Raw genomic sequence first — 12,396 nt, 5'->3', positions numbered from 1 at the left:
AGTAAATGCAGCGAATGATTAACATAACATGAGCTCCGCTGCATTTACTAAAAGCTAAAAGCTAATGGCTAATAGCTATTTAGTCACCATTCTCGCAAATGGCACAATCATTTCTTCCAGGGAAATGCCGCCGTGCTGAAAGGTGTTGCGGTAGTAGTTAACGAAATAGTTGTAGTTGTTGGGATAACAGAGATAGCCATCTCCTTTGGCAAAGATGTAAGAAGAATTCACGTTGGGCTTGGGTAAGCCGGCATCGCGGGGATCTCTGAAGGCCAGTACCTCTTTTGGATCATAGTTCAGATTACGGCCATGTTTGTAGCGCAGGTTGGTGGTGGTTTGTTTATCACCAATCACCTTTACGGGTGTTTTTACCCTTACGCTGCCGTGATCTGTAGCGATGATCAGGTTTATTTTTTTATCACTGATACGTTTCAGTGCCTGGTGGAGTGGACTGTGTTCGAACCAGCTGGCGGTAATGGAGCGGTAAGAAGCTTCATCTCCGGCCAGTTCCTTCAGTACTTCCATTTCTGTGCGGGCATGGCTGAGCATATCCACAAAGTTGTATACAATAACGCTCAGTGGATAATCCAGCATATTGTGGATGTTATTGAGCATGATTTGCGCATCGGCATGGTTGGTGACCTTGGTGTAGGAAAACCGGGGATCCATTTTCAGTTGTTTCAGCTGAGCAGCAAAGAAATGTTCCTCAAACATGTTTTTCCCGCCTTCTTCGTCATCATTCTTCCATTCCTGGGGAAACCGGTGTTCAATATCTATGGGCAGCATACCGGCAAAGATGGCATTTCGGCTATATTGGGTGCTGGTGGGCAAAATACTGTAGAAAGATTCTTCCTCCACCAGCCGGAATGATTCCTGGAAAATGGGCTGAATCGCTTTCCACTGGTCATAGCGGAGATTATCTATCAGCAGGAACACATTTGGAACGTTGGGGTCCAGGTTGGGCACTACTTTATCCCGGAACAGGGTATGTGACATCACCGGGGCTTCTTTCGCCTTGGGATGCAGCCAGTCGCTGTAGTTGCGGCCAATGAATTTGGAGAATTCGTTGTTGGCCTCTGTTTTCTGGGCATTGAACACTTCCAGCATTTCCGGGCTGTTGGCTTTGGCCATTTCCATTTCCCAATACACCAGTTTCTTGTATATCTCCATCCACTCCGTGTAGTCCGGGTTGGAGCTGAGAGCCATAAAGAGGCTGCGGAACTCCTGCTGGTAGGCGGTGGTGGTTTTTTCGGCTACCAGTCTTTTGTTATCAATTATTTTTTTGAGAGATAATAATACCTGGTTGGGGTTTACCGGTTTAATGAGGTAGTCGGTGATCTGGGAGCCAATGGCATCGTCCATCACGTCTTCCGCTTCGTTTTTGGTGATCATGACCACGGGGATCTGCTGATCTATTTCTTTAATCTTACCGAGCGTTTCCAGGCCGGTGATGCCGGGCATGGATTCATCCAGCAATACCACGTCTACCACCTGTTCTTTCAGAAATTCGAGGGCATCGTACCCGTTTGTGAGGGCAGAAACTTTATAGCCTTTGCTTTCCAAAAAAATAATTTGTGATTTCAGCGACTCAATTTCATCATCTACCCATAGTATATTTATCTGGCTCATAGTAAGATTTAAGGTTCCGGTAAAAAAAGAAAATTACCCTTATTTTTTGGCAAATATCATTCCCCGTCTATCATTTGCCGGTAATTATATGTTAAAAAGGACACATCACGGTAAAATGATGGCAGTAAAAAGTGGGAGGGCTGATAAAGTTATTTACCTTCGCATCCATAACATTTAATTACCTGTAACCTACCAATTGTTTTTTACTGTCATAGGGGTTTCGTGGACGGAGAACGTCATTATAAGTAAAAAAATTACATATAATTAATTCATGGTGTAGTTTTGCATACCCACACCAGGGATTTCAGACGAGGACGCCCCCGTCTGAAAGGTATAATTAAATGCAATGACCGAACGCAAGCGAAAAATTGTTAATGATCCGGTGTATGGCTTTATTACCATAGATCACCCGTTGATTTTTAACCTCATTTCACATCCATATTACCAGCGGCTCCGCCGCATACATCAGATGGCGCTGGCGCAGCTGGTGTATCCCGGTGCTATGCATACGCGGTTTCATCATAGCATGGGGGCATATCACCTCATGAGTATGGCTTTACAGGAACTCCGGAGCAAAGGAGCAGCCATTACCCCGGAAGAGGAAGTAGCAGCTAAAATGGCCATTTTGCTGCATGATATAGGGCATGGACCATATTCCCATGCACTGGAGAACGGTATTATAGAGGGCGTATCTCATGAAGAGATATCCCAGTGGCTGATGGAAGACCTGAACAGGGAGATGAATGGCGCCCTGTCACTTACACTGGATATTTTTAACGGACGATATCACAAAAAATTCCTGCACCAGCTGGTGTCAAGCCAATTGGACGTAGACAGGATGGATTACCTGAACAGGGACAGCTTCTTTACCGGTGTGGCCGAAGGCACCATCGGGTACGACCGCATTATAAAAATGCTGACGGTTCATCATGGAGAGCTGATGGTGGAGGAAAAGGGGATTTATTCTATAGAGAAGTTTATCATAGCCCGACGGCTGATGTACTGGCAGGTATACCTGCATAAAACGGTACTGAGTGCGGAAAACATGCTGGTAAAGATCCTTTGCAGGGCCAAAGCCCTGGCACAGGAAGGACAACAGCTATTTTGCTCACCTGCGCTGTCATATTTCCTGTATAACACGGTTACCAAAGACAATTTTGAGCGGGAGCCGGATTGTCTGCGGTTATTTTGCCTGCTGGACGACTATGATATTATGAGCGCTATAAAAGTTTGGACAACACATGAGGACAAAGTTTTGTCCCTTTTGTGTAAATGGTTGATAGACAGGAATTTATTCAAAGTAGTATTAAGTAACCAGGCATTTGACGGCAGTGCGGAGCAATTATTGAAGGAACAGGTAAAACAAAAATGGGGCATTGATGGCGCCGACCTGGATTACTTCGTTTTCTCCGGCGCGGCCACGCTGAGGGCTTATAACGTTAATGACGAGAAGATCAATATCCTATTTAAAGACGGAACTGTAAAAGACATTTCCTCCATCGACAATGCACTGATTAGCCATACTCTGGCGATACCGGTAAAAAAATTCTACATTTGTCATCCAAAAATTCAGGCTAACAACGTTTTATAAGGAATAAAATGTTAAAGAATAAGTTCATACTATCCGGTGTAGCCTGGAAAACATTACAATTTTAAATTATGCAGTTTAGCGCATTACAATTAGCTACCATGTTAGATGGTAAGCTGGAGGGAAATCCGGACGTAAAGGTGAGCAACATCGCCAAGATTGAGGAAGCTGGCGAAGGCATGCTCAGTTTCATTGCCAATCCTAAGTATGAAGAATTCATATATACCACTAATGCCTCCATTCTGATCGTGAATGAGAGCCTGGTGATAGAGCGTCCGATTAAATCGACCCTGATCCGGGTAAAAGATGCTTACAGCAGCTTTGCCCTGTTACTGGAGCAGTACAGGTACCTGACGGGTAATAAATCGGGTATTCAGCAGCCTTCCTATATTCCCACTTCGGTGAAAATGGGAGAAAACGTGTTTGTGGGTGCTTTTGCGTACCTGGGAGAAAACGTGGTGCTGGGTAACAACGTAAAAATATATCCTGGTGTATACCTGGGTGATAATGTGATCGTTAACAACGATTCTATCTTATACCCTGGTGTAAAAGTATATGATAACTGTATTGTAGGCAGCCGCGTAATGCTGCATGCCGGTTGTGTAATTGGTGGCGATGGCTTCGGTTTCGCACCACAACCGGACAGTTCCTATAAAAAGGTACCTCAGATTGGTAATGTGGTGATCCATGATGATGTGGAAATAGGCGCCAACACCACCATCGACAGAGCCACCATGGGCAGTACCGTGATCCGGAAGGGTGTAAAACTGGATAACCTGATCCAGGTAGCCCATAACGTAGACATTGGTACCAACACGGTGATTGCTGCTCAAACAGGCGTTTCCGGCAGTACAAAAATAGGACAGAACTGCGTAATAGGCGGACAAGTAGGCATGGTGGGACATATCCACATTGCTGACAGTACCAAAATCAATGCACAGAGCGGATTATCCAAGTCCATTACCATTMCTAACACCTCCCTCACAGGCTCTCCGGCGTACGATTATAAAAGTTCGCTGAAAAGTCAGGCAATTTTTAGAAATTTGCCGGACCTTGAAAAGCGCGTAAAGGAGCTGGAAGAGATGGTAAAACAACTGCTGCAGGAAAGAGCAGGTGTATAAATTGATTACTGGTCAAATAGTTACATATTAGTTAGCTTATTATGGAAAATCAACAGTTGCAATACCAACATACCCTGAAAGGCGAAATTACCTTATCGGGTATTGGCTTGCATACAGGCGCCTATGTTAATATGACACTCAAGCCTGCCACGCCAGGCCATGGGATTAAATTTCAACGTATAGATCTGCCGGGACAACCTATCGTCAAAGCCGATGTGGATTATGTAGTGGAAACAACCMGCAGCACTACGCTGGAGCACAACGGCGCCAGAGTGAGTACCGTAGAACACATCATGGCTGCTCTGGCAGGAACAGGTGTGGATAACGTACTGGTGGAGCTCGACGGTGGAGAAATTCCTATCATGGACGGTAGTTCCTATGCATTTATAGAAGCCATTGAAAACATTGGCCTGCAAAACCAGGATGCCAAAAAAGTATACTATACTATTGATACCAACATCAGTTATTATGATGAGAAGAAAAAGGTAGAAATGGTGGCTATGCCAGCGGTAGACTATCGTATTACCTGTCTGATCGACTTCAATTCCCCGGTACTGGGTACCCAGCACGCAAAAATGAAGGGTATTGAAGAGTTCAAAACAGAGATCGCGCCTTGCCGTACCTTCTGCTTTTTACATGAACTGGAATACCAACTGTCTCTCAACCTGATTAAAGGTGGTGACATCAACAATGCCATCGTTGTGGTGGACAAACCGGTAACAGATGAAGAACTGTCCCGTTTAGCCAAAGTATTTAACAGGGAAACCATTTCTGTACAGAAAGAAGGTATCCTGAACAATATCGAATTACGTTTCCCGAACGAACCGGCACGTCACAAGCTGCTGGACGTAGTAGGTGACCTGGCACTGATCGGCTACCCTATCAATGCGCATATCATTGCCAACCGTCCCGGCCATGCGTCCAACGTGGAATTTGCCCGTGCGATCAAAGCGTATATCAAAAAGAACAAGCATAATAAAGACGTACCTGTTTACGATCCCAATCAGCCACCTGTATTCGATACCCCGCGTATTGAAAGAACATTGCCGCACCGTTACCCGATGCTGCTGGTAGATAAGATCATTGAACTGGGCGAAGAGAAAGTAGTAGGTATCAAAAACGTTACCTTCAACGAAGGCTTCTTCCAGGGTCACTTTCCAGGCAACCCGGTAATGCCGGGTGTGCTGCAACTGGAAGCACTGGCACAGGTAGGTGGTATCCTGGCACTGAACCGTGTACCGGATCCTGAAAATTACGATACTTATTTCCTGAAAATAGACAACTGTAAATTTAAGTCGAAGGTAGTTCCGGGTGACACCATGATCCTTAAAATGGAGTTGCTGAGCCCAATCAGAAGAGGACTTGTAGAAATGCGGGGGACAGTATTTATCGGCAATAAAGTAGCTACTGAGGCCGACATGATAGCACAAATTATAAAAACAAGAGAAGGCAAATAATAGCAATGATCCACCCGCTAACATACATACATCCGGACGCCAAAGTTGCGCCTAATGTAAAAATTGATCCATTTACCGTTATACATAAAAACGTGGAAATCGGTGATGGTACCTGGATAGGTTCCAACGTAACTATTATGGAAGGAGCCCGCATCGGCAGAAATTGCCGTATTTTTCCAGGTGCTGTTATTTCTGCCATCCCTCAGGATTTAAAATATGCGGGTGAAGAAACAACCGTAGAAATAGGTGACAACACCACTATCCGTGAATACGTAACCATTAACCGCGGTACCAAAGACAAATGGAAGACCGTTATCGGGAGTAACTGCCTGATCATGGCTTACAGTCATATTGCACACGATTGCGAAGTAGGTAACTACTGCGTATTTTCCAATAACACCACCCTCGCCGGACATATTACTGTGGGCGATCACGTAGTGCTGGCAGGTATGGTAGCTATCCAGCAATTTTGTAAAGTAGGTGATCACGCCTTTGTAACCGGTGGTTCCATGGTGCGTAAAGATGTACCTCCTTTCGTAAAAGCTGCCCGCGAACCATTATCCTACGTAGGTGTAAATTCCGTTGGATTAAAGAGAAGAGGATTTTCCCTGGAAAAAATCAACTCTATCCTGGATATATACCGGGTGATATTTGTGAAAGGCTTTAAATTATCCAAAGCTATTAACATCATTGAAGCTGAATTTCCAGCCACCGATGAAAGAGATGAGATCCTGTCATTCATCCGTGAATCAGGTCGTGGTATTATGAGAGGCTATACTTCCCGCACCAATGACGATATCTCTTAACCAGGCAGGTAAGCGTTTTAACTACGACTGGATCTTCCGGCGTGTAACCCTCACCTTTAGTGAAGGACAACGTTATGCTATCCTGGGACCCAATGGTTCTGGAAAATCAACATTATTACAGGTTATCAGCGGTGCCATTCAACACAATGAAGGCACCGTTACCTATAGCACACCGGAAAAACCCATCGCTCCTGATGCGTTTTTCCGGTATTGTGCCATTGCAGCTCCTTACCTGGAGCTCATCGAAGAATTTACGCTCACAGAAATTATTCAATTTCATCAGCAATTCAAAGATTTTCTGCCAGGCATTACCCCTGCCAGGGCCATGGAAATGGTAGGACTGGAAAAAGCAGCCAACAAGCAACTGCGTAACTTTTCTTCCGGTATGAAGCAACGTATTAAGCTGGCACTGGCCATCTTATCTGATGTTCCCGTACTGTTACTGGATGAACCCTGCACCAACCTCGATGCTGCCGGCACCGCCGTGTATCAGCAACTCATCACTGAATATGGCGGCAACCGCCTTATTATCGTCAGCTCAAACGATGAACAGGAATACTTCATGTGCAAAGAGCATATTCATATTCAGGATTACAAATAACACTTGTTTTTAAAAGGGAATATTATCTTCGTAAAAAGCTAAATGCTATATGAAGACTGCCAGTAAGAAAGTGATCAATGGCTGGGCAATGTACGATTGGGCTAACTCGGTGTACAACCTCGTTATCACCACTACTTTTTTCCCTATCTATTTTTTAGCGGTTACAAAAGAACATGTTTCTTTCCTCGGAATGAATTTTGTCAACTCCGCTTTATACAATTACACTATGGCAGCGGCTTACCTGCTGGTAGCCATCGCCTCTCCTATCCTCTCTTCCATTGCGGATACCAGGGGAAATAAAAAGAATTTCCTGCGCTTCTTTACTATCCTGGGCTCGCTCTCCTGTAGTGCGCTTTTTTTGTTCAACGGCGACCGGCTCATGCTGGGGGTCGTTTGTTTTATGCTTTCTACCGTAGGTTATTGCGGAGGACTGGTATTTTATAATTCCTATCTCCCTGAAATTGCCGCTCCTGAAGACAGGGACCGGATCAGCGCCCGGGGCTTCAGTATGGGATACATTGGCAGTGTACTTCTGCAACTGCTGGGGTTTGCCCTGGTAGTACTCGGCCCTAAGCTGGGTATGGATGAAAGTTTACCGGTACGAATTACCTTCTTACTGGTAGGTGTGTGGTGGTTTGGTTTTGCACTGATTACTTTTGCACGCCTTCCTAATAGCATCGGTACCATGACCAAACACACCGGTAGCGCATTGACAGAAGGGTTTACGGAATTACGCAAAGTTTATGCACAGGTAAAACAGTTACCGGTGTTAAAAAGATTCCTGCGTGGCTTCTTCTTCTACAGCATGGGTGTACAAACTGTGATGATGGCAGCTACAATATTCGGGAGTAAAGTATTGCACCTGGAAGCCTCTATGCTGATCGTTACGGTAGTGATCATCCAGGTAGTGGCCATTGCCGGTGCATGGAGTATGGCCAGACTTTCTACCAGATTTGGGAATCTACGTGTATTGATTGGCGTTATATTGCTCTGGGTAGGCATCTGCATCGCCGGTTATAAAATGCAAACCGCTATGCACTTCTATTTACTGGCTACTGCGGTTGGCCTGGTGATGGGAGGTATACAATCCCTCAGCCGTTCTACTTACGCCAAGCTGATGCCGGAAACCCAGGATACTACTTCCTTCTTCAGTTATTATGATGTGACAGAAAAACTATCCATCGTTATCGGTATGTTTTCCTTTGCCTATATAGATGACCTGACTGAAGATATGCGCAACTCGGTACTGGCGCTGGTCGTGTTTTTCGTGATTGGATTGGTATTTATTATTTCTGCGTTGCGCAAACAAAGACAAGCGGTTTAGTTATTAAATAATGTGGTTATTTGGATATTTGGTGCGCAGAATTGGGTAACTTTCTGCTACTAAATATCCAAATAACGAGTGTTATGAAATTATACACCATTGAAACGGGGTTCTTCAAACTGGACGGTGGCGCTATGTTTGGCGTAGTTCCCAAAACGATGTGGAATAAACTGAACCCGGCAGATGAAAACAACCTGTGTTCCTGGGCCATGCGCTGCCTGCTGATTGAAGATGGCAACCGCCTCATATTGATAGACAATGGTATTGGCGATAAACAGGATGCAAAATTCTTTAGTCACTATTACCTGCATGGTGATGCCACACTGGACAAATCCCTCGCGGCACATGGCTTTCACCGGGATGATATTACCGATGTATTCCTGACGCATCTTCACTTCGATCATTGCGGCGGCAGCATTATCAGACAAGGCGACAAACTGGTACCTGCTTTTAAAAATGCCATATACTGGAGTAATGAAGATCACTGGAAGTGGGCGACTCAACCTAACGACCGGGAAAAAGCATCTTTCCTCAAAGAAAATATTCTGCCGATACAGGAAAGTGGTCAGTTGAAATTTGTGGATCACCTGGAAGGGGTTTCCTTTGCAGATAACATTTCTATCCGGTTTGCCAATGGTCATACCGACGCCATGATGCTGCCACAAATCAACTATAAAGGAAAACCCATTATATACATGGCAGATCTGCTGCCTTCTATCGGACATATTCCACTTCCTTATGTGATGGCTTATGACATGTTTCCGTTAAAAACATTGCAGGAAAAAAAGAGCTTTTTACAGGAGGCCACCGATAAACAATATATACTGTATTTTGAACATGACCCTGTAAATGAATGCTGTGTGTTACAACAAACCGATAAGGGCATCCGGGCAGGTGAAACTTTTGCATTACGTGACCTGTAGCCTCCTGTCAGTCTGTCACAATTTATGCTGCTGCACTATATTTGATAGAAGAGAGTATGGCTATACACATAACAACAGATAATAAATTGAAAAAACTGATCGTTGTGGGCGACCGCGTGCTCATTAAGCCTACTACTCCCCACGATCGCACCAGCAGCGGATTATATCTGCCACCCGGCGTGCAGGAAAGAGAGAAAGTACAGCGTGGCTATGTTATTAAAACAGGTCCTGGTTATGCTATTCCTGTACCGGCTGATACCGATGAAGCCTGGAAACCGGAAGAAGAGAAGGTAAAATATATCCCGTTACAGGTAAAAGAAGGCGATTTAGCCATTTTCCTGCTCAGTGGCTCTACAGAAGTAGTATACGGAGAAGAAAGCTATTATATAGTGCCTCAGGGGGCTATTTTAATGCTGGAACGGGAAGAAGACCTGTAAACCGATCTTGCCTCTTGATAAAATAAAAAATCTGCTACCAACATAGCAGATTTTTTATTTTATCAAGCGAGCGTATCTACTAAGATTTATATTCCAGGATATCTGCCGGCTGGCATTCCAGTACACGGCAGATTTCTTCCAACGTTGAAAAGCGCACCGCTTTTGCTTTACCACTTTTCAGTATGCTAAGGTTCGCCATCGTAATACCTACCTGTGCACTCAACTCCGTGAGCGACATTTTCCTTTTCGCCAACATCACATCCAGATTTACGATTATTGCCATAATATGTTTTAAATAGTAAGAGCCTCTTCTTCTTTCAAAATTACGGCTCTTTCGAATACCGCAGCCAATACATAAATAACGAGGCTGGACATCAATAGCTCCCAGGACGAACACACTATGGTCATTAGCTTATTGAAAATAGTAAGGCGCAGGCTTACCCCTAACACATCACTTGTAATAATCAAAGAGAAAATAATTTTAGTTAGTATCAGTGCCAATAAAACATATAGTATCCGTTTTAAGCTTATTAAGTTCTTACGACAAATAATTTCCCTGTTCGAAGTTCCTCCCACCAGTTTATAAAGAAAAAAAGCCATTACCAGGTATAGCATACCCAAGATGATATATTGCACCAACATGGCTCCAACCATCGGCGAGTTATCCCCGCTGAAATTGATTCCCAACTTAGAGATCTGAATGAGCGTCATTATCACAGCAACCACACCAATCAAAGTGGAGATAAGTATTGCTATTTTTAAAGGCAACGGCGAAGATTTGATTTTCATGTGCGACTAAATTTATAATTCAAACCTACATTTCATTTATCGAAAATCAAAATAAAAATATCGCTTATCAATAAATACTAAACGATAAACAGGAACAAAAGTAAGGATAATAATTTGAGGCTCAACCGCTAGCCGCTTTTTATTATCTTCATAAAAAAAATACGTCATGGCCAATCAGGATGCATTTCTGGATTATATCAAAAGCGGCTATACATTTCAAGGCGAGCATTTCAAACTCGGCTGTGCCATGTTGAACGGAGAAGTAGTAACCGGCGCAGATGTATTCCTTCCTCTTAAAACCCTCAATCGTCACGGACTGATTGCAGGTGCTACCGGTACAGGTAAAACCAAAACCCTACAGGTAATTGCAGAAGGCCTCAGCGATGCCAGCGTACCGGTATTGCTCATGGATATTAAAGGGGATCTGAGTGGCATTGCCGCAGCAGGCACTGCTAACCCTAAGATAACAGAGCGTTACCAGAAAATTGGTGGCACCTGGAGCCCGGCAGCCTATCCTTCCGAACTGCTGTCACTCAGCCAGGAAAAAGGCGTGCGTTTACGTGCTACCGTCAGCGAGTTTGGCCCTATTCTCCTATCCAAGATCCTGGAACTAAATGACACACAAGCCGGCCTGGTAGCCATGTTGTTCAAATACTGCGATGATAATAAACTGCCTTTACTGGATCTGAAAGATTTCAAAAAGGTATTACAGTATGCCAGTGATGAAGGCAAAGCTGACCTGGAAAAAGATTACGGTAAAATATCTACTACCTCTACCGGCACCGTGCTGCGTAAGGTAATAGAACTGGAACAACAAGGTGCTGCTTTGTTTTTCGGAGAGAAGTCATTTGAAGTGGATGACCTCATGCGCATCAGTGATGATGGTCGTGGTATCATCTCTATCCTGCGCGTAAATGATATACAGGACCGCCCCAAACTCTTCTCCACCTTCATGCTCAGCCTGCTGGCAGAATTATATGCCACCCTGCCGGAAGAAGGCGACCTGGACAAACCCAAACTGGTGATGTTTATTGACGAAGCACACCTGATCTTCAATGAAGCCAGTGATGCCCTGCTCAAACAAATAGATACGATCATAAAACTGATTCGTTCCAAAGGCGTTGGCATTTTCTTCTGTACCCAAAATCCTATGGATGTTCCGGCATCTGTATTAGGACAACTGGGGCTCAAAGTACAGCATGCACTGCGTGCCTTTACCGCCAACGATCGCAAAACAATCAAGCAAACAGCTGAAAACTATCCGTTATCAGATTTCTATAAAACAGATGAACTGATTACACAAATAGGTATAGGCGAGGCGCTCATTACCTGCCTGAATGAAAAAGGCGTACCTACTCCCCTCGCCGCCACCATGCTGATATCTCCGAGATCCCGCATGGATGTATTAACGACCGCAGAAATTGACGGCCTCGTTACCGATTCCAAACTGGTGAAAAAATACAGCCAGGAAATTGACAGCGAAAGCGCCTACGAAATATTAACAGCCAAGCTGCAGGAAGCGGCAGATAAAACAGCGGCGCAGGAAGCACCCAAAGCTGCCGGGAAACAAAAAGAAGAAAAAGGTTTCCTGGAACAGGTGATGGACAGCTCTGCAGCACGACAGGTAGGTCGTACAGCCGCCAACGTTATCACCCGCAGTTTACTCGGCGCCCTTGGACTGGGTGGCCGCAGCAGTAAAAGCAAAAGCTGGTTTTAATTAT

General features: G+C 44.5%; 12 protein-coding genes. 9 read left to right on the top strand and 3 right to left on the bottom strand.

Annotated elements, in window-relative coordinates; translation table 11 throughout:
• Window positions 1–75: 75 nt before the first annotated feature.
• Complete coding sequence (gene porX, locus AC1DCV_RS32480) at window positions 76–1,629, bottom strand: T9SS response regulator signal transducer PorX (RefSeq protein ID WP_477027075.1); 1,554 nt, start codon at window positions 1,627–1,629, stop codon at window positions 76–78.
• Between the two features lie 346 nt (window positions 1,630–1,975).
• Between porX and AC1DCV_RS32475 the strand changes: the two genes are divergently transcribed.
• The 8 genes from AC1DCV_RS32475 to AC1DCV_RS32440 all read left to right on the top strand — a co-directional run bounded on the left by AC1DCV_RS32475 (window position 1,976) and on the right by AC1DCV_RS32440 (window position 9,886).
• Window positions 1,976–3,220 carry an HD domain-containing protein gene (locus tag AC1DCV_RS32475; protein ID WP_477027074.1) on the top strand — a complete coding sequence of 415 codons (1,245 nt, stop codon included), beginning with the start codon at window positions 1,976–1,978 and terminating at the stop codon, window positions 3,218–3,220.
• A gap of 68 nt (window positions 3,221–3,288) precedes the next feature.
• Window positions 3,289–4,338, top strand: a complete 1,050-nt coding sequence (gene lpxD / locus AC1DCV_RS32470) for a UDP-3-O-(3-hydroxymyristoyl)glucosamine N-acyltransferase (protein ID WP_477027073.1) — start codon at window positions 3,289–3,291, stop codon at window positions 4,336–4,338.
• 41 nt (window positions 4,339–4,379) lie between these two features.
• Window positions 4,380–5,795 (top strand): bifunctional UDP-3-O-[3-hydroxymyristoyl] N-acetylglucosamine deacetylase/3-hydroxyacyl-ACP dehydratase, encoded by a 1,416-nt coding sequence (locus tag AC1DCV_RS32465; RefSeq protein WP_477027072.1) that lies wholly within the window; start codon window positions 4,380–4,382, stop codon window positions 5,793–5,795.
• Between the two features lie 5 nt (window positions 5,796–5,800).
• Window positions 5,801–6,601, top strand: coding sequence for an acyl-ACP--UDP-N-acetylglucosamine O-acyltransferase (gene lpxA, locus AC1DCV_RS32460; protein WP_133807316.1), 801 nt, complete (start codon window positions 5,801–5,803; stop codon window positions 6,599–6,601).
• On the top strand, window positions 6,585–7,202 hold the full coding sequence (locus AC1DCV_RS32455; protein WP_441576516.1) for an ABC transporter ATP-binding protein: 618 nt from the start codon (window positions 6,585–6,587) through the stop codon (window positions 7,200–7,202). The genes lpxA and AC1DCV_RS32455 overlap by 17 nt, the downstream gene beginning before the upstream one ends.
• A 49-nt stretch (window positions 7,203–7,251) precedes the next feature.
• Window positions 7,252–8,526, top strand: coding sequence for an MFS transporter (locus AC1DCV_RS32450; protein WP_477027071.1), 1,275 nt, complete (start codon window positions 7,252–7,254; stop codon window positions 8,524–8,526).
• 83 nt (window positions 8,527–8,609) lie between these two features.
• Window positions 8,610–9,449 carry an MBL fold metallo-hydrolase gene (locus tag AC1DCV_RS32445; RefSeq protein WP_477027070.1) on the top strand — a complete coding sequence of 280 codons (840 nt, stop codon included), beginning with the start codon at window positions 8,610–8,612 and terminating at the stop codon, window positions 9,447–9,449.
• Window positions 9,450–9,505: 56 nt separating this feature from the next.
• A complete protein-coding gene (locus tag AC1DCV_RS32440) occupies window positions 9,506–9,886 on the top strand; it encodes a co-chaperone GroES (RefSeq protein ID WP_441576513.1) in 381 nt (126 codons plus the stop codon).
• Window positions 9,887–9,965: 79 nt separating this feature from the next.
• Here AC1DCV_RS32440 and AC1DCV_RS32435 read toward each other — a convergent pair whose 3' ends face one another.
• Window positions 9,966–10,169, bottom strand: a complete 204-nt coding sequence (locus AC1DCV_RS32435) for a helix-turn-helix domain-containing protein (RefSeq protein WP_477027069.1) — start codon at window positions 10,167–10,169, stop codon at window positions 9,966–9,968.
• An 8-nt stretch (window positions 10,170–10,177) separates the two neighbouring features.
• Window positions 10,178–10,675, bottom strand: coding sequence for a hypothetical protein (locus AC1DCV_RS32430; protein WP_477027068.1), 498 nt, complete (start codon window positions 10,673–10,675; stop codon window positions 10,178–10,180).
• A gap of 166 nt (window positions 10,676–10,841) precedes the next feature.
• Between AC1DCV_RS32430 and AC1DCV_RS32425 the strand changes: the two genes are divergently transcribed.
• Window positions 10,842–12,392 carry a helicase HerA-like domain-containing protein gene (locus tag AC1DCV_RS32425; RefSeq protein ID WP_477027067.1) on the top strand — a complete coding sequence of 517 codons (1,551 nt, stop codon included), beginning with the start codon at window positions 10,842–10,844 and terminating at the stop codon, window positions 12,390–12,392.
• Window positions 12,393–12,396 lie beyond the last annotated feature (4 nt).

It is taken from the genome of Chitinophaga sp. 10T418 (assembly GCF_056394125.1).
This window is presented reverse-complemented; position numbering and strand designations above follow the sequence as displayed.